General features: G+C 71.6%; 16 protein-coding genes. 10 read left to right on the top strand and 6 right to left on the bottom strand.

Annotation, left to right across the window (positions count from 1 at the left end):
• Nucleotides 1-148: 148 nt before the first annotated feature.
• From D9T14_RS09510 to D9T14_RS09500, 3 genes are read right to left on the bottom strand one after another with little or no spacing between them, the layout of a single operon-like run.
• The gene (locus D9T14_RS09510) at nucleotides 149-2,140 is read right to left on the bottom strand and encodes an ABC transporter ATP-binding protein (RefSeq protein WP_119162018.1); all 1,992 of its coding nucleotides are present in this window, start codon (nucleotides 2,138-2,140) and stop codon (nucleotides 149-151) included.
• Nucleotides 2,137-3,873 (bottom strand): ABC transporter ATP-binding protein, encoded by a 1,737-nt coding sequence (locus D9T14_RS09505; protein WP_119162019.1) that lies wholly within the window; start codon nucleotides 3,871-3,873, stop codon nucleotides 2,137-2,139. The genes D9T14_RS09510 and D9T14_RS09505 overlap by 4 nt, the downstream gene beginning before the upstream one ends.
• A gap of 13 nt (nucleotides 3,874-3,886) precedes the next feature.
• On the bottom strand, nucleotides 3,887-4,492 hold the full coding sequence (locus D9T14_RS09500; RefSeq protein ID WP_126464304.1) for a TetR/AcrR family transcriptional regulator: 606 nt from the start codon (nucleotides 4,490-4,492) through the stop codon (nucleotides 3,887-3,889).
• A 204-nt stretch (nucleotides 4,493-4,696) separates the two neighbouring features.
• On the opposite strand from D9T14_RS09500, the gene D9T14_RS09495 reads away from it, so the two are divergent.
• The 10 genes from D9T14_RS09495 (at nucleotide 4,697) to D9T14_RS09445 (ending at nucleotide 18,644) form a co-directional block, all read left to right on the top strand.
• The gene (locus tag D9T14_RS09495; protein WP_119162021.1) at nucleotides 4,697-5,050 is read left to right on the top strand and encodes a cupin domain-containing protein; all 354 of its coding nucleotides are present in this window, start codon (nucleotides 4,697-4,699) and stop codon (nucleotides 5,048-5,050) included.
• Nucleotides 5,047-6,006 carry a class I SAM-dependent methyltransferase gene (locus D9T14_RS09490; protein WP_232012388.1) on the top strand — a complete coding sequence of 320 codons (960 nt, stop codon included), beginning with the start codon at nucleotides 5,047-5,049 and terminating at the stop codon, nucleotides 6,004-6,006. The genes D9T14_RS09495 and D9T14_RS09490 overlap by 4 nt, the downstream gene beginning before the upstream one ends.
• A 572-nt stretch (nucleotides 6,007-6,578) precedes the next feature.
• A complete protein-coding gene (locus D9T14_RS14265) occupies nucleotides 6,579-8,978 on the top strand; it encodes a glycosyltransferase (RefSeq protein ID WP_232012387.1) in 2,400 nt (799 codons plus the stop codon).
• On the top strand, nucleotides 8,978-10,108 hold the full coding sequence (locus D9T14_RS09475) for a glycosyltransferase family 4 protein (protein WP_119162022.1): 1,131 nt from the start codon (nucleotides 8,978-8,980) through the stop codon (nucleotides 10,106-10,108). Before D9T14_RS14265 ends, D9T14_RS09475 begins: the two co-directional genes overlap by 1 nt.
• Nucleotides 10,101-11,903, top strand: coding sequence for an ABC transporter ATP-binding protein (locus tag D9T14_RS09470; protein WP_119162023.1), 1,803 nt, complete (start codon nucleotides 10,101-10,103; stop codon nucleotides 11,901-11,903). The genes D9T14_RS09475 and D9T14_RS09470 overlap by 8 nt, the downstream gene beginning before the upstream one ends.
• Nucleotides 11,903-13,024 (top strand): phosphotransferase family protein, encoded by a 1,122-nt coding sequence (locus D9T14_RS09465; protein ID WP_119162024.1) that lies wholly within the window; start codon nucleotides 11,903-11,905, stop codon nucleotides 13,022-13,024. Before D9T14_RS09470 ends, D9T14_RS09465 begins: the two co-directional genes overlap by 1 nt.
• 29 nt (nucleotides 13,025-13,053) lie before the next feature.
• Nucleotides 13,054-14,022 carry a phosphotransferase gene (locus D9T14_RS09460; RefSeq protein ID WP_170175781.1) on the top strand — a complete coding sequence of 323 codons (969 nt, stop codon included), beginning with the start codon at nucleotides 13,054-13,056 and terminating at the stop codon, nucleotides 14,020-14,022.
• A gap of 85 nt (nucleotides 14,023-14,107) precedes the next feature.
• Nucleotides 14,108-15,496 (top strand): UDP-glucose dehydrogenase family protein, encoded by a 1,389-nt coding sequence (locus tag D9T14_RS09455; protein ID WP_119162026.1) that lies wholly within the window; start codon nucleotides 14,108-14,110, stop codon nucleotides 15,494-15,496.
• Nucleotides 15,497-15,703: 207 nt separating this feature from the next.
• Nucleotides 15,704-17,170 carry a lysine--tRNA ligase gene (gene lysS, locus D9T14_RS09450; protein WP_119162027.1) on the top strand — a complete coding sequence of 489 codons (1,467 nt, stop codon included), beginning with the start codon at nucleotides 15,704-15,706 and terminating at the stop codon, nucleotides 17,168-17,170.
• A gap of 139 nt (nucleotides 17,171-17,309) precedes the next feature.
• Nucleotides 17,310-18,644: a dicarboxylate/amino acid:cation symporter gene (locus tag D9T14_RS09445; protein WP_119162028.1), complete on the top strand. Its 1,335-nt coding sequence runs from the start codon at nucleotides 17,310-17,312 to the stop codon at nucleotides 18,642-18,644.
• Between the two features lie 223 nt (nucleotides 18,645-18,867).
• Here D9T14_RS09445 and D9T14_RS09440 read toward each other — a convergent pair whose 3' ends face one another.
• From D9T14_RS09440 to D9T14_RS09430, 3 genes are read right to left on the bottom strand one after another with little or no spacing between them, the layout of a single operon-like run.
• On the bottom strand, nucleotides 18,868-19,941 hold the full coding sequence (locus D9T14_RS09440; RefSeq protein ID WP_119162029.1) for an ABC transporter substrate-binding protein: 1,074 nt from the start codon (nucleotides 19,939-19,941) through the stop codon (nucleotides 18,868-18,870).
• Nucleotides 19,938-20,759, bottom strand: coding sequence for an ABC transporter ATP-binding protein (locus tag D9T14_RS09435; RefSeq protein WP_119162030.1), 822 nt, complete (start codon nucleotides 20,757-20,759; stop codon nucleotides 19,938-19,940). The genes D9T14_RS09440 and D9T14_RS09435 overlap by 4 nt, the downstream gene beginning before the upstream one ends.
• Nucleotides 20,756-21,775: a FecCD family ABC transporter permease gene (locus D9T14_RS09430; RefSeq protein ID WP_197720717.1), complete on the bottom strand. Its 1,020-nt coding sequence runs from the start codon at nucleotides 21,773-21,775 to the stop codon at nucleotides 20,756-20,758. Before D9T14_RS09430 ends, D9T14_RS09435 begins: the two co-directional genes overlap by 4 nt.
• Nucleotides 21,776-21,861: the final 86 nt, after the last annotated feature.

Here is a 21,861-nt window from a genome sequence, read left to right as displayed (position 1 = left end):
TCAGGGTGAACAGCTGTGGGTGCTTTGACGCGGGGGCTCCAGGGCCCAAGGAAGAACCCCGGTACCGGAGGGTGTTCGGTACCGGGGTTCCCCTCTCACTGCGATCCGCCCTCTGCCCCAGGCGGTCCCATGGAGGATGCCTTCTGCCCTAGGCGGCCTCCTGGCTTCCGGCGAACTGGGCCTGGTAGAGACGCCAGTAGGCGCCCTTGGCCGCGATCAGTTCGTCGTGGTTCCCCTGCTCGACGATGTCGCCGTGCTCCATCACGAGGATGATGTCGGCGTCCCGGATCGTCGAGAGGCGGTGTGCGATGACGAAGCTGGTCCGTCCGGCACGCAGCCGCGCCATGGCCTTCTGGATGAGGGCCTCGGTGCGGGTGTCGACGGAACTCGTGGCCTCGTCGAGGATGAGGATCGACGGGTCGGAGATGAATGCGCGGGCGATGGTGAGCAGCTGCTTCTCACCTGCGGAGACGTTCGTCCCCTCGTCGTTGATGACCGTGTCGTAGCCGGACGGCAGGGTGTGGACGAAACGGTCCACGTAGGCCTGCCGCGCGGCCTCGATGACCTCCTCGTCCGTGGCTCCCGGCTTGCCGTAGGCGATGTTGTCGCGGATCGAGCCGCCGAACAGCCAGGTGTCCTGCAGGACCATGCCGAGCTGGTCGCGCAGCTGGGTGCGTGGCACGTCGTTGATGTCGACCCCGTCGATGCGGATGGCTCCGCCGTCCACGTCGTAGAAGCGTTCCAGCAGGTTGACCATCGTCGTCTTGCCGGCGCCGGTCGGCCCGACGATGGCGATCTGCTGGCCGGGCTGCACGTCGAGCGAGAGGTCCTTGATGAGCGGCTTGTCGGGGCTGTAGGAGAACCTGACGTGGTCGAACTCGACGTGGCCCTTGACCGGCAGCACCATCGAACCGTCCCGGTCGGGGGTCTGCTCGGTGGCGTCGAGGACCTCGAAGACGCGTTCGGCGCTGGCCACGCCCGACTGCAGCAGATTGGCCATCGAGGCGACCTGTGTGATCGGCTGGGTGAACATCCGCGAGTACTGGATGAACGAGGTCACGTCACCGAGGAGCATCTGGCCGCTGGCCACGCGCAGGCCTCCGACGACGGCCACCGCCACGTAGGTCAGGTTGCCGACGAAGAAGTTGACCGGCATGAGCAGGGCGCTGACCGCCTGGGCGCCGAAACTCTGCCTGTACAGCTCCTCGTTGGTCGTGGCGAACTCGGCCGCCACCTCGCGGCGTCGGCCGAAGACCTTGACGAGTGAGTGGCCGGTGAAGGCCTCCTCGACCTTGCCGTTGAGGACACCGGTCGCCGTCCACATGCCGACGAAGCGTTTCTGGGCGACCCGGCCGATGAGCACCGAGACGATGAACGAGACGGGGATCGCGCACAACGCGATGACCGTCAGGCGGGGGCTCACCAGCAGCATCATGATGAGCACGCCGGCCAGCTGCAGCACGGCATTGAGCATCTGGGTGAGCGTCTGCTGCAGGGTCTGCTGGATGTTGTCGATGTCGTTCGTGATGCGGCTGAGCAGCTCACCGCGCGGCTGCGAGTCGAAGTAGCTCAGCGGCAGGCGGTCGAGTTTGCTGCTGACCTGGTCTCGCATCGAGTAGACCGAGCGCTGGACGACGCGGTTGAGGATGTAGCCCTGCAGGAACTGCAGCACCGAGGACAGCACGTACAGCGTCATGCAGGCCAGCAGGATGTGGGACAGGCGGGTGAGGTCGATGCCCTGTCCGGGCACCACGTCGAGCGCGGAGATCATCTGCGCCTGGTCCGACTTCCCGGCCGCCTCCAGGGCGGCGATGGCCTGCTCCTTGGTCACCCCGGCGGGAAGCATCCTGCCGATGAAACCCTCGTAGACGACGTTCGTGGCCCGCCCCAGCAGCCTGGGGGAGTAGACGTTGAACGCGACACCGGCGGAGCCCATCACGACGACGAGCAGGATCGCCCACTTGTACGGCGCGAGCTCGCCGATCAGCCGTCGCAGCGAGGGGCCGAAGTTGACGGCCTTCTCCTGCACCCGGCCGCCGGGGCCTGGGCCGTGCTGGACGTTCTTGGCGTAGTCGGGGCGCTCATGGGCCTTGGCCACGGTGGCCCTGTCCCGGTTCTTTTCCTTGTCGTCCCGGCTCATGCCGCGGCCTCCTCAGCGCTCATCTGCGAGGACACGATCTCCTGGTAGGTCTCGCAGCCATCGAGCAGCTCGGCGTGGGTGCCGCGTCCGACGACGTGGCCGGAGTCGAGCACGATGATCTGGTCCGCGTCACGGATGGTCGAGACGCGTTGGGCGATGATGAGGACTGCCGCGTCCTGCGTCTCTGCGGCCAGCGCCGCGCGCAGGCGGGCGTCGGTGGCGACGTCGAGGGCGCTGAAGGCGTCGTCGAAGACGTAGATCTCGGGTTTCTTGACGAGGGCCCGGGCGATCGACAGGCGCTGGCGCTGGCCGCCGGAGACGTTCGTGCCGCCCTGGGTGATCGGGGCCTCGAGCTGGCCGTCCATCTGCTCGACGAAATCGGCCGCCTGGGCGGTGCGCAGCGCGGCCCACATCTGCTCCTCGGTGGCCTCGGGATTGCCGTAACGCAGGTTCGAGGCCACCGTGCCGCTGAACAGGTACGGTTTCTGCGGCACCAGGCCGATACGGCTCCACATGAGGTCCATGTCGATCTTGCGCAGGTCGACGCCGTCCAGCTTGATCGAACCGCCGGTCACGTCGTACAGGCGGGGGACGAGATTGGCCAGCGTCGTCTTGCCCGAACCGGTGGAGCCGATGACGGCGGTCGTGGTGCCGGGCCGCAGCGAGAGGTTGATGTCGTGGAGCACCGGTTCCTCGGCGCCCGGATAGCTGAACACCACATTGGTCATGTCCATCTCCCCGGTCGCCGCGAGCTTGCGGACGGGCTTGGCGGGCTGCGTGACGGTCGAGCCGGTGTTGAGGACCTCCATGATGCGGCGGGCGCAGACCTGAGCGCGGGGCAGCTGGATCATCATGATCGCGGCCATCATCACGCTCAGGAGCATCTGGATCATGTAGGTCATGAAGGCCGTGATCTGGCCGACCTGCATGTCCCCGCTCTCGACGCGCAGCGCGCCGAACCACCACACGGCGACGGTGGAGGCGTTCATGATGAGCATGACCAGCGGTGCCAGCAGTGAGAAGAAGGTGCCGATCCTGAAGCCCAGCAGCATCAGTGACTGGTTGGCCAGATCGAAGCGCTTGCGTTCCCGGCGCTCCCGGATGAAGGCGCGGATGACGCGGATACCGCTCAGCTGCTCTCGTACGACCTGGTTGATCCGGTCGATGCTCTCCTGGTTCCTCCGGAAGGCCGGGGTCATCCGGCTGACGATGGCCCCCACGAGGACCACCAGGACGAGGGCGGCCACGGCGACGATCCACGACAGCCCCATGTCCTGGCGCAGCGCCATGACGATGGCGCCGATCATCGTGATCGGGGCGCCCAGGATCATGATGCAGGTCATGAGGAGGAGCTGCTGGACCTGCTGCACGTCATTGGTGGTGCGGGTGATGAGCGAGGGGGCGCCGAAGTGGTTGACCTCCTGACTCGAGTAGCCCAGCACGGTGTCGAACAGGCCGGCGCGGATGTCGCGGCCGATTCCCATCGCGAGTCGTGCACCGAAGACGGCCGCCAGGCACTGCGCGACGGCCTGGGTCCCCCCGACGGCGAGCATCCTGGCTCCGGCTCGCCAGATGTAGGCGGTGTCGCCGTTGGCCACACCGGTGTCGATGATGCGGGCGTTCAGATTGGGCAGCATCAACGAGGCCACGGAAGCCACCGCCTGCAACAGCACGACGATGGTGAACTGGCCCCGGTAGCGCCCGCCGAAGCGCCCGATGAGTCCGCTCAGCATGCGCGATCCCTTCTCAAGAGCGTGCGGATCCTTTCTCCAGGCCATGGGTGAGCAGGCGGGCGGTGAGCTCGGGGGGAAAGTCAGCGCCTCGCTTCAGGAAGGGGTGTGAGGTCGCCATCGCGACGGAGCGGAGCCAGGCGGCGGCCTCTGCCAGCGAGACGGACAACTCGTCTTGCCAGGGAGCGATGGCCTCTGCCATGGCTCCGCGCAGGTTATCGGAGCGGGTCGGGCCGCCGTCACAGTTCTTCATCGGTGGCTTGCGGGGTGACAGGTCGTCGGAGGGCATGGCGTGGACCGCCATGAACACCTCATCGATCGTGTCCATGTCCGAGTACAGCAGGGTCAGGATGGCCGTGATGCGTTCCTCGAGATTGTGGTGCTCGGGGAGCGCCCGGAACGCCTCGACCGTGCTCGTCGGATCGAGCACGTCGGCGATCACGGCGTCATAGAGCGCCTGCTTGGTGGGGAAGACGCGGAAGATGGTGCCCTCGGCGATCCCCGCGGCCTCGGCCACCTGCTTCGTCGTGAACCGGCCCCCATTGGTGACGAGAAGCGGACGGGCCGCGTCGATGATCGTCCTGCGCCGTTCCTCGGGCGACATGGGTGCTGCTCGGCTCACACGACGAGGTTATGAGTGAGTGCTCACTCATTTCAAAGTCTGGCAATCAGTTGCATCGAGCTCATGGACCGGAGGGGTCGATTATGTGGGACTTCCCCCGTGGAAAATATTCGGTTAGGATCACCTCATCTACCTTCGGCGCGACGTCGACCGGCGCCTCGCTGGGGGTCATGCCAGACGATCCCGAGATCCAGGAGTCCCCAGATGAGTGAGGAACTGACCGCCTACACCGAGAACGTCGTCGCCACGGGTGTCATGGCCGAGTTGCCCATGGTTGCCGAGAGCACCGCCTCGCGCATCCTGGTGAAGAACGACCTGCTGCAGGTCACCCAGTTCACCTTCGGAGCCGGGCAGATGCTCAGTGAGCACGCCGTCCCGACCGGTGTCGTCGTCCAGCTCCTCGAGGGTGAGATGACCTTCTCACTCAACGGCGAGGCCAATCTGCTGCACGCGGGTGACTGCCTCTACATGGCGCCCGACGTGCCGCATTCCCTCAGGGCCGAGACCGACTGCCGCATGACGCTCGTTCTCGTCGACGTCTCCGGGGCGGGCCAGTGAGCGGGCAGCGGGCCGCGGCAGTGGCGGCCGGGGCGGAGCAGGAGCAGTGTCTGTGCGGCCAGGCCGACCCCGGCGCCACGGCGGAGGCCGGCCGTGTGGCCGGCTATGAGGCGGACGCCGCTGGAGCCACCGGGGGGACGGCTGATGCCGGCGATCGTGGCCGTGCTGCCGGCTCCTCCCCGGACGAGGCGCGCATGCAGGGACACTGGTTGCTCGCCTCGCTCGGCAAGCGGGTACTGCGCCCCGGAGGCCGCGGGCTCACCAGACGCCTGCTCGACCGGGCGCACCCGAGCAGCCACGACCGCATCGTCGAGTTCGGTCCCGGCGTGGGGCTAACCGCGGAGATGCTCCTGGCCGTCGACCCGGTCTCGTACACGGGTGTCGACCCGAACCCGCAGGGGCGCGCCCAGCTCGACGCCGTGCTCGCCGGCAATCCGAGGGCGCGGATCGTCACGGCCGACGCCGCCGAGACCACGCTGCCCGACGCCAGCGCCGATCTCGTCGTCGGGGAGGCCATGCTGACGATGTGTTCCCCGGCTCAGCGACGCAGGATCGTGGCCGAGGCCTGGCGGGTGCTCGATACCGGGGGCCGCTACGCCGTGCACGAGCTCGCCCTCACCGACCGGGCCGATGACCCGGACGAGAACGCCCGCGGCCGTGTCGGGCGCGATCTCTCCGCGCGGATCAAGGTGGGGGCGCGCCCCCTCAAGATCGCGGCGTGGCGGGCGCTCTTCGAGGAGGCCGGCTTCGAGGTCCTCTGGACCGGGCAGGCCCCCATGCGCCTGCTCGAACCGCGCCGCATGATCGCCGATGAGGGCCTCGTGGGTTTCGTGCGGTTCGTCAACAATCTGCGCAGACGCCCCGAGGCGAGGCGCCGGGTGCTCGCCATGCGAGAGAGCTTCACGGCGCACAAGGACGAACTGACCGCGGTTGGCATCGTCCTCGGCAAGCCCTGAGTGTCGCGGGTTGCGCCCCGGATTCGCCTGGCAGGTGCTTCTCTGTGCGGGGCGGCTCGCCCGCTGGCGCCGTGTACGGGTCAGTGACCGTGCAGCCTGCCGGGGCCGATCGACGGCCGGCGGCGGCACGCCGAAAACGGAGGGGACTTCCCGCAACAGGAACGATGAGTTAGGCTAGCCTTGGCGAATCGCTTGAAGGAGTGCGGGTTGCCGGTGTGGGCGAGCACCGGTGACCCGCATTCCGTGTTCCGGGCCGGCTCGTCGTCGTGCCCCATTCCCGGGTGCGGAGGCCACGGGTAGCGGCTGGGGTCCAGCGGAAGCTGGTTGCCTCTTGCGGATGCCGGGTTAGGATGAAGGCACCAAGGCAGTCGCCCGCCGAGAGAGCGGGCATTCTCTGGCCGACGTGCCGGCTGTCCCCGTGCCGGGCAGCGCCATGGAGCGCAGCCCCAGGCCCAGTAGTGAATCCCACGCCATGAACAACGCGCATCCCACCCGGCGCGGTCCCGTGGCACTCCTGCCGCGGAGGATCTCGTCGCCGAGGTTGCGGGGCACGGATCCGAACGGAACATCCTGTGGACGACACGACCATTCGAGCACTCCTGTACAGCCACGACTCGCAGGGGCTGGGCCACGTGCGCCGCAATCTGGCGCTCGCCCACCACCTGGCCCGCATCATCCCCGAGCAGACCGGACGCCCGGTCTCGGGACTGCTCGTCTCGGGGCTCTCGATGGGCGACGACGTCCTGCTCCCGGCCGGATTCGACTGGCTGACGATCCCCGGCGTGGCCAAGGGCCGCGGCGGCTACGAGCCCCGCAACCTGGCCGGGCCCACGAGCCGGCTCATCGACCTGCGGTCGGTCCTCATCGAATCGGCGATGCTGTCCTTCGCCCCCGATCTGGTCGTCATCGACCGCCACATCTACGGGGTGTGGCGGGAACTGCGCCGCCCACTGCGCCGGCTGCGCGCCCGTCGCCCCGGCGCCCGGGTGGTGCTGGGGCTGCGTGAGGTCCTCGACGAGCCGGCCGCCGCAGCTGCCGAGTGGCGCGCCCTGGGTGACCTCACCGAGCTGCGTCGCCTCGTCGACGAGGTGTGGGTCTACGGCGACCAGGCGGTCCACGACCCCATCGCGAGCGGAGAGGTGCCACCGGACCTGGCCGACAGGGTTCGTTTCACCGGCTACCTGGCGCGCGGGCGGCGCGAGTTCGACGGACAGGGCGAGCCACGGCACGCACCGTTCGTCCTCACCACCGCCGGCGGCGGCTCCGACGGGCAGGACCTGCTGCAGGCCGCAGCGGCGATGGACGTGCCGGCCGGCCACGAGCACGTCATCGTCACCGGTCCGCAGCTCGACGACGCCGGGTTCGCCGCCGTCGCGGCCCAGGCCGGCCCCCGCACCCGGGTCCGTCGCTGCTGGCCGGGCCTGAGCAACCAGATCGCCGAGGCCGACGCCGTCATCGCCATGGGCGGCTACAACACGATGTGCGAGATCCTCGCCACCGGCACACCCGCGCTCGTCGTGCCACGCGAGGAACCCCGGCTCGAACAGCTCATCCGGGCCCGGTCACTGGCCGAGGTGGGCGCCCTCGACGTCATGCGGGCCGGGCACGCCGACCCGGCCTCCCTGGGGGCCTGGGCGGCGCAGGCCGTCGGGCGTCGCGTCGACCGCTCCGGCCTCGCCCTGGACGGTCTGACGGTGGCGGCCCGCTACGCGGCCGAACTGCTCGCCGACGCGAGTTCCCGCCAGGGCCCACCGGCCAGGCCACGGATCGGCTACGTGCTCAAGGTCTACCCGCGCTTCTCCGAGACCTTCGTCGTCACGGAGATGCTCGCCCGGGAGGCCCTCGGCGACGAGCTGAGCATCTACGCGCTGCGCCCGACGACCGACCAGCGCTTCCACCCCGAGATCGCCCGGGTCGCGGCACGGGTGACCTGGGTGCCGCGCCCCCTCAAGGCCACCGACATGTGGGAGCAGTTCGCCGGCGCGGCCGGCCACCCGCGGCTGAGGGAGAACCTCTCCGGCCTGCTGCCCGAACTCGCCGAGCTGCCGGGCGACGAGGTCGCGCAGGGCGTGGCGCTCGCCCGCTGCGTGCTCGAGGACGGCATCACCCACCTGCACGCCCACTTCGCCTCCCTGGCCGGGCGCATGACCTGGCTCGCCTCGCGCCTGACGGGCGTGCCCTACACGGTCACCACCCACGCCAAGGACATCTTCCACGACTCGGTCGACCTGTTCTGGCTGCGCCGCATCTGCGGTGACGCCGACCGCGTCATCGCCATCAGCGAGTTCAACGAGAGCTATCTGCGGCAGGTCCTGGCCGGCACCGGCGCCCGGATCAGCCTGCAGTACAACGCCCTCGAACTGGACCGCTTCCCCTACCACGACCCGCCGCGGATCACCTCGCCGCTGCGGGTGGCGGCCCTCGGTCGGCTCGTGCCGAAGAAGGGCTTCGCCGACCTCATCGACGCCGTGGCCCGGGCCCGCTCCGCCGGGGTCGCCGTCACCGCCTCCATCGCCGGCGACGGTGAACTGGCCGGCGAACTCGCCGCCCGGATCCGCCGGCGCGGCCTCACCGGCCACGTGCGGCTGCTCGGCCCGCTCACCCAGGAGGAGGTCAGGCGGCTGCTCGGGGACGCGCACGTCTTCGCGGCGCCGTGCGTCCAGGCCGCCGACGGCAACATCGACGGCCTGCCCACCGTGGTGCTGGAGTCGATGGCCAGCGGCACACCCGTCATCGCCACCGCCGTCTCGGGCCTGCCCGAGGTCGTCCGGGACAAGGACACCGGCATCCTGCTCGCCCCCGGCGACGTCGACGCGCTCGCCGAGACCCTGACCCGCGTGGCGGCCGGCGGCTTCGACCTGACCGGCATGGCCCGCAACGCCAGGGCCCTCATCGAGGAGAGGTTCGACAGCCGCAAGCAGGCCGCTGCCCTGTCCGACTGGGAAGCAGGTGAGGCAGGAGGTGAGCGCTGATGCGCATCGCCTACGTCAGCATCGACCCCGGGATCCCCGTGTTCGGCACCAAGGGCGCCTCCGTGCACGTCCAGGAGGTGGTGCGCGAGTTGCGGCGCCGCGGCCACCAGGTGCAGGTCCACACGACGCGCCGCGGCCACGAGACGCCCGACGACCTGGCCGACCTGCCCGTGACGGTACTGCCGGTGACCGCCCGGGACGCGGCCGGACGGGAACGCGCCCAGCAGGAGGCGGCCGCCGAGGTCACCGGCCGTCTCCTGTCCGAGGGCGTCGACATGGTCTACGAACGGTACTCGCTGTTCTCCACGGTGCTCGCCGGGCTCAGCGAGGGCGCCGGGGTGCCCGGCGTCCTCGAGGTCAACGCCCCCCTCATCGACGAGCAGCGCACCCACCGGACCCTCGTCGACGAGGCCGGCGCCCTCGCGGCGCTGCGCGCCCAGGCGGGGGCCGCCGCGGTGACGGTCTGCGTCTCCGAGCCGGTGCGCCGGTGGGTCATCGCCCGCACCGGCGCCACCCGCGTCGCCACGGTGCCCAACGGCGTCAGCGTGCACCGCATCGTGCCCGGCCCCGCCGCCCCGGGCGCCCCCGTCGTCGTCTTCGTCGGCACCCTCAAGCCCTGGCACGGGGTGGAGGACCTGCTACAGGCAGCTGCCCTGGCCGGCGAGCCCTGGCGGCTGCGGATCATCGGAGACGGGCCGCGGCGCGCCGAGCTGGAGCGCCAGGCCGTTCGGCTCGGCCTGCGGGCCGACTTCCGCGGTGCCGTCCCGCCCCAGGACATGCCCGCCCACCTGGCCGGGGCCGCCATCGGTGTCGCGCCCTACCCGAGGACCGGCGAGGAGGACGGCCAGTACTTCTCGCCGCTCAAGGTCTACGAGTACCTCGCCGCCGGCCTGCCCGTCGTGGCCTCGCGGGTCGGGCAGCTGCCCGCGATCCTCGACGGACTGGGCGTGCTCGTCCCACCGTCCGACCCGGCGGCCCTCGCCGGGGCCATCGACGCCCTGGCCGCCGATCCTGGCCGCCGGGAGGCGCTCGGTGGGACCGGGCGGCGCCGCGCCGAGGAACGACACTCCTGGGCCGGCGTCGTCGACCGGATCATGCGGCTCGCCGGGATGGAGGACGATCATGGCTGAACGGATCAGCAAACGGGCCCTGGTACGCACCCTGCGTCTGCTGGCGCCCGACGCGCGCGACCACCGGAAACTACTGGCGGGCGGCGTGTGCGCCCTGCTCGCCGAGGTGGTCTTCCGGGTGCTGGAGCCCTGGCCCATGAAGTACGTCGTCGACTCCGTCTCGGCGTCGCTGGGCGCCGACAGCTCGCACCGGCCCGCCACGCTCGGGCTGCTGCTGTGGTGGGGCTTCGCGCAGCTCGCTCTGACCGGGCTGCGGGCCCTGACGAACTACCTGGCCACGGTCGCCTTCGCCCTGGCCGGTTCGCGCGTGGCCACCTCGCTGCGCGCCCGGATCTTCCGGCACGTGCAGGGACTCAGCCTGCAGTTCCACTCCCGCAACCGCAGCGCCGACACCGTCCAGCGCATCGTCAGCGACGTGGGGCGGATGCAGGACGTGGTAATCACCGCGGGCCTGCCGCTCGTCGCCAACGTCATCACCCTCGTGGTCATGCTCGTGGTCATGGTCGTGCTCGACCCCCTGCTGTCCCTCGTCGTGGTCGGCGCGATCGTCCTGTTCGCCCTCACCTCGACGGGCAACTCCCAGAAGATCACCGCGGCGGCCCGCAAGACCCGCAGGGGCGAGGGCCACCTGGCGAACACCGCCCAGGAGTCCCTCGCCGCCATCGCGGTGGTGCAGGCCTACGGGCTGGAGGAACTCATCGCCGACCGGTTCGGCTCGGCCAACCAGACCTCCCTGCGCTCCGGGGTGGCCTCCCGGCGGCTGTCCGCCCGGCTCGAACGCACCACCGACGTCATCATCGGTCTCGCCACCGCCGTCGTCGTGGTGAGCGGCGCACTGCGGGCCCTCGACGGCGCCATGAGTCTCGGCGACCTCGTGCTCTTCACCAGCTATCTGCGCACGACGATGAAACCGCTGCGCGACATGGCGAAGTACACCGGCCGGATCGCCCAGGCCACCGCCTCCGGCGAGCGGGTCGCCGACCTCATGGCGGTGAAGCCCGGCATCGTCGACCCGCCCCACCCGATACGGCTCGGGCGGGCCGCCGGCCTCGTGCGCTTCGAGAACGTGCACGCCGCCTACGAGGACACCGAGGTGCTCCACGGGCTGAGCCTGAGCGCCGCCCCGGGCGAGATCGTGGCGATCATCGGCCCCTCCGGCGCCGGCAAGTCCACCCTGGTCTCCCTGCTCGTGCGCGCCCAGGACCCGACGCGCGGCGAGGTCACCCTGGACGGCGTCCGGCTGCGCGACCTCGACCTGGAGGGGCTGCGGGCGAACATCTCGCTGCTGCACCAGGAGGCCGTCCTGTTCACCGACACGGTGCGGGAGAACATCAGGCTGGGCCGCCAGGGGGCCAGCGACGCCGAGGTCGAGCAGGCCGCCCGCGCCGCCTACGCCCACGAGTTCATCATGGAGCTGCCCGAGGGCTACGACACGCCCGTCGGCGAGCGGGGCGGCACCCTGTCCGGCGGCCAGCGCCAGCGCGTGGCCATCGCCCGCGCCCTGCTGCGCGACGCCCCGGTCGTCATCCTCGACGAGGCGACCACCGGGCTGGACCCCGCCTCGGCGCGCCTGGTCCTCGACGCGATCGGGCACCTCGCGGAGGGGCGCACCACCCTGGCCGTCACCCACGACGCCGAGGTCGCGCTGCGCGCCACCCGCGTCGTCTGGGTCCAGGACGGGGTCGTCATGCTCGACGGCCACCCGCAGGACCTGCTGAAGACCAGCCGGGTCTTCCGCGGCTGGGTCGAGGCCAGCGGCCACCACACCGGCGAGATCAGGATCGGGGGCCGGTGATGAGCACCCGGACCCGGGACGTCGTGGCCGCCGTACTGGACGCCGGCCGGCTCAGCGAGCTGGTCGGCTGCCGGGTGCGGGCCGATCACCTGCGGATCAAGCCGGACACCTCGGTGACCGTCTCCCTCGCCGAGCCGGGCACCGGCAGACCCCGCGGCTGGGCGCGCATCCTGTGGCCCGGCGGCCTGTCGAAGGCGGACAAGACCAGCCTGCGCGCCGCCCGGCGCGGCCTGCTCGCAGGCTGGCGCACCCTGCCCGGCGGGCTGGTGCTCCAGCACGGCGAGATCCTCGCCGACCCCAGGCTCCGCCGGCCCCTGCGCCGGGCGGTGAGCCGGGGACTGATCCGCGGCCGCCCCGAGGACACGGCGCTGCGCTACAACCCGCTGCGCCGCCTGGTCGCCCAGGACGACGACCTGGTACTGCGGGTACGGGCCGAGCCCGACCCGCTGGGCGCCGAGCTCCACGCCTTCGTGTCCGCCCACGTGGCCGTTCCCGACCGGGTCGACGACGGCCAGGACCCCCACCTGGCCGTGCTCCGCCACACCGGGGACTCCGACCTGGGGCGCCGCCCCGACCCGGCGGGCAGCCGGCTGGCCGGCGCCCTCGTCGCGGCCCTCCACCGTGCCACCGACCTGCTCCCCGGCCCGCTGCTCCAGACGCTGTCCCAGCGGGTCGTCGACCCGCAGCGGCAGGCCGCCGCCCACGCCGGCGTCCTCGACGCCCTGGACCAGCGGCTGGCGCGGCGGACGCGCGGCCTCGCGGCCCGCGCCCTGGCCGAACTGCCCGGCCCCGCGGTGCTCGTGCACGGCGACGCCTCCCCCGACCAGGTGCTGACCAGCGCGGACGGCAGGGTCTGGCTGACCGACTTCGACCGCGCCCACCTGGCCCCGGCCGCAGCCGACCTCGGCTCCTGGCTCATGACGGCCGACGAGACCAGCGCGGGGGAGTTCCTGGCCGGCTACCAGGAAGCGGGCGGGCTGGTCCCGCCCGGCCCGCAGCTGCGCACCGCGCTGGCCGGGGCCATCCTCCTGCGGGCCGTCGAACCACTGCGCCAGGCCCGCACCGACTGGGGGCGACTCGTCGGCGAACGGCTGGACCGGCTGGAGGAGGTGCTCCGATGACGAGCGCGGCACTTGCCACCCTCAGGTCCATGACGGGGGTCGTCCGGGCATGGCCGGCGCGGCAGGGCGGCGTCACCTTCGAGCAGCGCGACCCGGCCGGCCTGCTGCGTGCCGGGCGGGTCGACGCCTGGGGCGACGGCGAACTGGCCGGCTACGCCACCGATCCCCGCCTGCCCGAGCTGTCGGCACCGAGCCGCGGCAGGCTCGTCGTGCACCGGCTCGGGCGCCGCGCCGTCGTCCTGTGCCCGGACCGGGCCGTCAAGCTGCTGCGGCCCGGCCGGGCCGCCCCGGTGGCCGCCGTCTCCCGGCGGCTCGCCGAGCTGAGCGCCGGCACCGGGCTGCGGGCCGCCCGGGTGCTGGACGCCACCGAGGCCCGCGTCGAGTTCACCCTGCTGCCGGGCCGCTCACTGCGCGACCTCGGCGACGACGGCCTGGCGGGCTGGGCGCAGCTGGCCGCCGCCTGGCCGCTCATCGCCCGCCACCCGGACCAGGCCCCGACCCGGCACTCGGCCGCCGACGAGGCCGCCGTGCTCAACCGCTGGTACACCGCGGCCGCCGAGCACGGGGCACTGGGGCCGCTCGGCCCGCTGCGCCGGGCGGTCGAGCAGGTGTGCGCCCAGCTCGTGGCCGGCACCGGCCCGCCGGTGCTCCTGCACCGCGACCTGCACGACGGCCAGCTGCTGTGGGACGGTGCGGCTCTCGGCGTCCTCGACCTGGACACCGCCGCCAGAGGCGAGGCGGCCCTGGACGTGGGGAACCTGCTGGCCCACGCCGAACTGAGCCGCCTGACGGGCGCGCTCAGCGCACCGGGCCACCGGCGGGTGACCGGGCACCTGATGGAACTGGCCCGGCAGCTGGAGGCCCGCCCGGACCGCGTCGGCTGCTACTGGAGGGCCGCCCGCCTGCGGCTGGCCTTCGTCCACGCCTTCAGACCTGCCGCGGACCGCTGGCTGGCGCGGTGGGTCGAGAGCTGCCTGGCGCGCCCGCGACCACCCTGACAGCTCCGGGCCGGGCGGATGGCCACTGCCGCGACCGCACCCGGCTGGTGCTGAAACCGACCGACACCACGAAAGGAAGCCCATCATGAGAATCTCCGTTCTTGGCTGCGGTTATCTCGGAGCCGTGCACGCGGCCGCCATGGCGTGCCTCGGCCACGACGTCCTGGGCGTGGACGTCGACGCCGCACGGGTGAACGCCCTCGCCGGCGGCAGGCCCCCCTTCTACGAACCCGGCCTGGACGAGCTGCTCCGGCGGACCGTGCGCAGCGGCCGGTTGCGGTTCACGACGTCGCCGTCCAGCGCGGAGCTGGCGGCCGCCGAGCTGCACTTCATCACCGTGGGCACCCCGCAGTCCGACGACGGCTCGGCCGACCTGAGCGCCGTCGAGTCCGCCCTCGACACCGTCCTCGGCGCGCTGCCTCACGGGGGCGGCACCGTCGTGGTGGGCAAGTCGACGGTGCCGGTCGGTACCGCGGCCCGCCTCGCCGGACGCCTCGCCGCACACGGGGCCACCCTGGTGTGGAACCCGGAGTTCCTGCGCGAGGGCCGCGCCGTCCAGGACACCCTGCACCCGGACCGCATCGTTTACGGGCTGCCCGACGACCCGGACCGTGCCCGGCACGCCCGCGAGACGCTCGACGCCGCCTACGCGCCGCTGCTGGCCGAGGGCATCCCCCGGATCGCGACGAACTACCCGACCGCCGAGCTGGTCAAGATGGCGGCCAACTCCTTCCTCGCCACCAAGATCAGCTTCATCAACGCCATGGCCGAACTGTGCGAGACCACCGGCGGCGACGTCGTGGCCCTGGCCGACGCGCTCGGCCACGACGACCGGATCGGCCGGAAGTTCCTGCGCGCCGGCGTCGGCTTCGGGGGCGGCTGCCTGCCGAAGGACATCCGCGCCTTCGTCGCCCGCGCCGAGGAACTGGGCGCCGGGGACGCCCTCGCCTTCCTCAAGCAGGTCGACGCCATCAACCAGCGCCGCCGCGACCGCGTCGTCGGCCTCGCCGAGCACTGGCTGGGCGGCGATCCGGCCGGGGCGCGGATCACGGTGCTCGGCGCCGCCTTCAAGCCGGACAGCGACGACATACGCGACTCCCCGGCCCTGGACGTCGCCCAGCGCCTCGCCGACAAGGGGGCCCACGTGCGGGTGTGCGATCCCCGGGCGCTGGGCGCCGTCGAACGTCACCATCCCGGGCTCGACACCTGCCGCGAGCCCCTGGCCGCCCTCGCCGGCGCCGAGCTGGTCCTGCTGCTCACCGAGTGGCAGGAGTTCACCGACCTGGACCCGGCCGAGGCGGCCGGCCGGGTGGCGCGCCCGGTCCTCATCGACGGCCGCAACGCCCTGGACCCCGGCCGCTGGCGCGAGGCGGGCTGGACCTACCTCGGCCTCGGCCGGCCACAGCCCGGCCCGGCGCCGTCCCGTCGTCCCCGCCCGGCCCTGCGCCGCCCGGCCCCGGTCGCCGCAGGATGATCCGGCCGGGCCGGGCGGAAGCAGCCGGCTGCTGCCGGGTGCGGCGGCCCCTGGAGGACGGTGGAACGCACCGCGGCCCAGCCCCGTCATCCGGCTCCCGTCACGGTGACGGGAGCCGCGGGCGCCTCACGGTAGTCTGTCCGGGTGAGTTCCCAGCAGCCGACCAGCCCCACGAGCCCCGCGCCTGAGCAGGACCTTCCCGAGCAGGTGCGCGTCCGTACCAAGAAGCGCCAGCGCTACCTCGACGAGGGCAAGCAGCCCTACCCGGTCGATCTGCGCCGGACCCACACGCTCGCGCAGGTGCGGGCCGGCTGGCCCGGCCTGGAACCCGGGCAGGAGACCCAGGACGAGGTGACCGTCGGCGGCCGGGTCGTGCTGCTGCGGAACACGGGGAAGCTGTGCTTCGCCACCGTGCAGGACGGCTTCACACCGGACGCCGACGCGGAGCGACTGCAGATCATGCTCTCGCGCGCCGAGGTCGGCGAGGAGGCCCTCGCCTCCTGGAAGTCCGACGTCGACCTGGGCGACTTCGTCTGGGTCCGCGGCCGCGTCATCGCGTCCAAGCGCGGCGAGCTGTCGGTGCTCGCCTCCCAGTGGCGGCTCGCCTCCAAGGCCCTGCGCCCGCTGCCGACCCTCCACAAGGAGCTGTCCGAGGAGTCGCGGGTGCGGCAGCGCCACAACGATCTCATCGTCCGTGAGCAGGCGCGCACCATGCTGCGTACCCGCTCGCGCATCACCCGCGCCATCCGCTCCGAGCTCGAGGATCAGGGCTACCTCGAGGTCGAGGGCCCGGTGCTGCAGAGCCTGCACGGCGGGGCGGCGGCGCGCCCGTTCACCACCCACCTCAACGCCTTCGACATCGACATGTACCTGCGCATCGCGCTCGAACTGCACCTCAAGCGCGTCATGGTCGGCGGCGCCGACCGGGTCTACGAGATCGGCCGGGTCTTCCGCAACGAGGGCGTCGACTCCGCGCACAGCCCCGAGTTCACGATGCTCGAGGCATACCAGAGCTGGGGCGACCAGTTCACGATCGCCGACACCCTCAAGTCGGTCATCCTGCGGGTCGCCGACGAGCTCGGCGCCCACCGGATCGAGACCGAACGCGGCGTCATCGACCTCGACGGCGAGTGGGCCTGGCTGCCCGTCCACGAGGGCCTGTCCAGCCGGCTCGGCGAGGAGATCACCCCCGAGACCCCGCTGGAGCGGCTGCGCCGGATCGCCGAGGCGAACGGTGTGGGCTTCAGCGAGGACTGGGGCGCCCAGAAGATGGTCGTCGAGCTCTTCGGTGAGCTCGTCGAGAAGGACCTGCTGCAGCCGACCTTCGTCTGCGACTACCCCGAGATCGCCCAGCCGCTGGCCCGCCGTCACCGCTCCAAGCCCGGCTGCATCGAGGCCTGGGACCTCATCATCGGCGGCATGGAGCGCGGCACCGGCTTCAGCGAGCTCGTCGACCCCGTCATCCAGCGCGAGATCCTCACCGCCCAGTCGCTCGCCGCGGCCGCCGGCGACTCCGAGGCCATGCAGCTCGACGAGGACTTCCTGGCGGCCCTCGAACAGGGCTGCCCGCCGATGGGAGGTTTCGGCCTGGGCGTCGACCGGCTCATCATGCTGTTCACCGGCACCGGCATCCGCGAGACGATCCTGTTCCCGCTGCTGCGCCCGCAGGGCTGAGTCCTGCGTCCCCTCCGGGGGGGCGTACGATGACACCGCGGCAATGTTTCACCGTCCATTCGCTGTTCGCCCGCACGTGTGAGACCCTGTCCTGCGAAGAGCGGCCGTCCGCGCCGCCACTCCTGCCGAAAGGTTCCGCATGTCCACGTCTCGCAGAGCCCTGCTCAAGGGCGGCATCCTCGGGTGGGTGCTCGCCGCCATCGTCCTCGCCCTCGTGCTGGGCTCGGTGACGATCGGCGGCCGCCATGTGCTGCCGGTCGGCCTCGGCCGCGTCTTCGCGACCTTCTCCGATCTGTTCAGCCAGTTCCTCACCTTCTCGATCCCGCTCATCATCATCGGCCTGGTCACACCGGCCATCGCCGACCTGGGCCGCGGCGCCGGCAAGTGGCTCGGCGTCACGGCGGTCCTGGCCTACACCTCGACGCTGTTCTCCGGTTTCCTCACCTACCTCGTGTGCGCGACGACCTTCCCGCGCGTGCTGTCCGGTTCGGCCCTGTCCGACGTGGAGGAGCCGGGCTCGGCCCTGGAGAGCTATTTCACCGTCGAGATGCCCCCGGTCGTCGAGGTCATGACCGCCCTGCTGCTGTCCTTCGTCATCGGCATCGGCCTGGCCATGGTGCCGCGCGGTGTCCTGCGCAAGGGCTTCATCGAGTTTCGCGCGATCATCACCAAGCTCATCGAGCGGATCATCATCCCGCTGCTGCCCCTGCACATCTTCGGCATCTTCCTCAACCTCACCTACACCGGCGAGGCCTGGGCGATCATGCGCACGCTCGTCCGCGTGGTCGTCGTCGTTCTGCTCCTCGAGCTCGTCATCCTCGGCGTCCAGTACTGCACCGCCGGCCTCGTCGGACGCAGGAACCCGGCGAAGGCCCTCGTCACGATGCTGCCCGCCTATCTCACCGCGCTGGGCACCTCGTCCTCGGCCGCGACGATCCCCGTCACGTTGCGCCAGACCAGGCGCAACGGCGTGTCCGACGCCGTCGCCTCCTTCACCGTGCCGCTGTGCGCGACGATCCACCTGGCCGGGTCCACCTCGAAGATCTTCGCCTTCGCGTTCGCGATCGCCTGGACCCAGGGCATCGACGTTTCCGCCGTCCAGTGGGTCGGCTTCATCTTCATGCTCGGCATCACGATGGTCGCCGCGCCCGGCGTGCCCGGCGGCGCCATCATGGCGGCGACCGGTCTGCTCACCTCGATGCTGGGCTTCAACGACGACCAGGTGGCCCTCATGATCGCCACCTACATCGCCCTCGACTCCTTCGGCACCGCCACCAACGTCACCGGTGACGGGGCCCTCGCGATCATCGTCGACACGATCGCCGGCGGCCGGATCCGCAGGGGCTCCGGGGGCGCCAGCGAGGAGGACTTCGACCCGATGGCCTATCTCGACGGCGTCTCTGTCCAGGGCCTCGTCAGCCCCGAGGAACTGGCGACCCCCGCCGCAGCGGCCACGACGAGCCCCGCGGACTGACGGCCCGGGCCGCCCGCGCCACGGGCACGGGCGCACCGAACGCGGCGATCACACCCATGGCCCGGGTCCGAGCCGGACCCGGGCCATCAGGGCTGTCGGCGGCACGAGCAGTCCGATGGCGGAGAGCCCTCGGGGAACCAGTCCCGGCGCGCCAGGCCCCGCGGGCCCGGGCACACCGGCTGGCAGACGGAGTCGGCGCAGGGCAGGCCACCGCGCCGAAGGGCTACTTCATCCACTCGTTGCCGGGCAGGTCGGCCAGTTCGGACAGGTCCAGCTGGGTGCGGACGTCGGAGGCCGGCTGCAGGCCGTAGTGCTCGAGCGCGGTGCGCAGGTACTCGGCACCGTCGATGTTGAGCGGCCCCGAGGTCCACATCGCGTAGGGCAGGTTGACGAAGCGTTCCTCCTTGACGGCCCTCAGGTTCTTCGTCGCGTCGTTCGACCGCAGCGCGGCGATCTTCTCGTCGTAGCTCTGGCCCGGGTAGTCGACGAAGAAGATGATGTCCGGGTCGGCGGTGGCCAGGCGCTCCCAGCTCACCGAGGTCCAGGTGTCCTCGACGTCGGCCAGGGCGTTGGTCACGCCGGCCGAGTCCATCATGGCCTGCGGGGCGCCGAAGGACCCGGACGAGAAGATGGTGTCCGAGCTGGAGTCGAAGAGGAAGGCGGTCGGCCTGGTGTCGGCCTGCGGGGCCTGCTCGAGCCCCTGGCGCCGGTCGTTGATGTCCGCCACGACCGACTCCGCGGTCTCCTCGTGACCGGTCATCGCCCCCACGTTGGTGATGTCGGTGGTCAGCGCGTCCCACGGGTCCATCGTCCCGCGGTTGCCGTCGTCCTGCCGGCAGGTCTCCGACAGCAGATAGCTCTCGATGCCCTGCTGGCTCAGCCCGTCCGGGGTGAGGTTCTTCTCCTCGGAGAAGCCGTAGCCCCAGCCGGCGAAGACCACCTGCGGTGAGGCGGCGACGATGTTCTCCATCGTCGGGTACTTCTCGGCGACCTGGTTGAGTCCGTCGACCGTCTCGGCGCCGTACTTGAGGGCCAGCACGTCGCGGTCGCGCTGCAGGCTCGACACGGCGACGATCTCGTCGGCCGCCCCCGCGGCGAGGGCGATCGAGATGATGTTGCCGTCGTTGACGAACAGCCGGGTGGTCGGGCTCGGGTACTGTTTGGTCTCGCCGCAGTTGGTGAGCTGGATGGTGTCGGCGGACGAGGAGCCGGAGCTCTGGTCAGTGCCGGAGCTGCACCCGGTGGCGACGAGCGCCAGGGCGAGCAGCCCGACCGGTGCGATCCGGGAGATCTTCATGGCTGGTCCTTTCCCCTGCTGATGAGCAGGTGACTGCGGTGGGTTTCGGGATGGGATATCTGCATGGCCTCGACGGCGAAGGCCTCGTCCATGAGGCCGGCGTCGAGCACCTCGGTGGGTCTGCCGAAGGCCAGCATGTGCCCGGCGTGGAGGACGGCCACCAGGTCGAAGTGGCGCAGCACGGTGTCGATGTCGTGGATGGCCGCGATGACCGTCGTCGGCTGGGCCCCGAGCAGGTCGAGCAGCCGCAGCTGCCAGGCGATGTCGAGGTGGTTCGTCGGCTCGTCGAGCATGAGCACCGGGCAGCGCTGGGCCAGCCCGCGGGCGATCATCGCGCGGCGCCGCTCACCGCCGGACAGGTTCGTGCAGGGCGTCTCCAGCCGGTCGCCCAGGCCGAGCGCCGACAGCGACTCGCGGACGATGTGCAGTTCGCCGTGCGTGCTCATCGACCACGGGTTGCGGTACGGGATGCGGCCCAGGGCGACCATCTCACCCAGCCGCAGATCGTCCGGAGGGGTCTCCTCCTGGGAGACGAACGCGATGACGCGGGCCCGCTCTCGCGGCTTCATGACCGACAGGGGCCGCCCGTCAAGCAGGACCCGGCCGGCTGCCGGGGCGGCGATGCCGGCGATGGCGCGCAGCAGTGTCGACTTGCCGGCGCCGTTCGTGCCGACCAGCGCCAGTTTCGTGCCGGCCGGGATCGTCAGGCTCACGTCACGGACGACGACATGGCCCTCGACCTGTGCGGCGACGTCCTCGAGACGGATCTCGGGGATCGCCTCGGCGCCGCGGGGCCTGGCCGGTTTCCTCGTCCTCATGCGTCACGGCCTCCGAACGCGTAGCGGCGGCGCCCCATGAGCACGAGGAAGACGGGTGCGCCGATCACACCGGTGACGACACCGATCGGGATCTCCTGCGGGCGGGCGACGACCCGGGAGACGACGTCGACCCACAGCAGGAACAGCGCGCCGGTCAGCGCCGCGATCGGCAGCATGCGCCGGTGCAGCGAGCCGACCATCATGCGGGCCGCATGGGGGACGATGAGGCCGACGAAGCCGATGCCGCCGCTCACCGCCACCAGGCAGCCGATGAGCACGCCGAGCCCGACGAACAATCCGATGCGCATGGCCCCGACCCGCACGCCGAGGGCCGCGGCCGTCTCGGGGCCGGCCGCCAGGGCATCCATCCAGCCGCTCACGACGATCATCGCGCCGCCGATGACGACGACCACGACCAGGGGCAGCAGCAGCTTCTCCCAGCTGGCGCCGGCCACCGAGCCGAGCATCCAGAACATGACCGACGTCGCCGCGTGGTTGTCGTCGGACAGGAACACCATGAACGAGGCGACGGCGGAGAACGCCGACGACAGGACGACGCCGGAGAGCACCATGCGCAGCGGCGTCAGGCCGCCCTGGGCCTGCGAGACGCCGAACACCGCGAGCGCCGCGCCGAGCGCACCGAGCAGGGCACCGGCCGACAGCGAGTAGACACCGAACTGGGCCAGGGCGCCGAAGACGAGCACCGCGGTGGCACCCACCGCGGCGCCCGACGAGATGCCCAGCAGGTACGGCTCGGCGAGCGGATTGCGCACGAGCGTCTGCATGCCGGCGCCGCCGAGCGACAGGCCCGCGCCGACGAGCACGGCCAGCAGGGCGCGCGGCATGCGCAGCTGCCAGACGATCGTCGCGAACGGGGAACTGATCGGCTCCCCGGTGAGGCGGCCGCGGACGACCGCCCAGACGTCGGCGAGCGGGATGCGCTCGGAGCCGAAGGCCAGCGACAGGACGATGCTCACGGCGATGGCGACGGCCAGGGCGATGACGACCGGCGTCAGGTTGATGCGGGCGCTGCGCCCGGCCCGGGCCGTGGCCCGGTGCGCGTCCTTGCCGGTCGCGGCAGGGGACGTCCGGTGCGGGGCGG

This window comes from Propionibacterium australiense (assembly GCF_003666605.1).
GTDB lineage: Bacteria > Actinomycetota > Actinomycetes > Propionibacteriales > Propionibacteriaceae > Propionibacterium > Propionibacterium australiense.
Note: the sequence above shows the minus strand (reverse complement) of the source record. Positions and strands in the feature narration are given on the sequence as shown.

Coding starts and splice junctions, on each gene's coding strand:
- D9T14_RS09495 (WP_119162021.1), top strand. CDS start 4,697: ATGAGTGAGGAACTGACCGCCTACACCGAGAACGTCGTCGCCACGGGT.
- D9T14_RS09510 (WP_119162018.1), bottom strand. CDS start 2,140: ATGAGCCGGGACGACAAGGAAAAGAACCGGGACAGGGCCACCGTGGCC.
- D9T14_RS09465 (WP_119162024.1), top strand. CDS start 11,903: ATGAGCACCCGGACCCGGGACGTCGTGGCCGCCGTACTGGACGCCGGC.
- D9T14_RS09460 (WP_170175781.1), top strand. CDS start 13,054: ATGACGGGGGTCGTCCGGGCATGGCCGGCGCGGCAGGGCGGCGTCACC.
- D9T14_RS09445 (WP_119162028.1), top strand. CDS start 17,310: ATGTCCACGTCTCGCAGAGCCCTGCTCAAGGGCGGCATCCTCGGGTGG.
- D9T14_RS09435 (WP_119162030.1), bottom strand. CDS start 20,759: ATGAGGACGAGGAAACCGGCCAGGCCCCGCGGCGCCGAGGCGATCCCC.
- D9T14_RS09470 (WP_119162023.1), top strand. CDS start 10,101: ATGGCTGAACGGATCAGCAAACGGGCCCTGGTACGCACCCTGCGTCTG.
- D9T14_RS09505 (WP_119162019.1), bottom strand. CDS start 3,873: ATGCTGAGCGGACTCATCGGGCGCTTCGGCGGGCGCTACCGGGGCCAG.
- D9T14_RS09440 (WP_119162029.1), bottom strand. CDS start 19,941: ATGAAGATCTCCCGGATCGCACCGGTCGGGCTGCTCGCCCTGGCGCTC.
- D9T14_RS09455 (WP_119162026.1), top strand. CDS start 14,108: ATGAGAATCTCCGTTCTTGGCTGCGGTTATCTCGGAGCCGTGCACGCG.
- D9T14_RS09475 (WP_119162022.1), top strand. CDS start 8,978: ATGCGCATCGCCTACGTCAGCATCGACCCCGGGATCCCCGTGTTCGGC.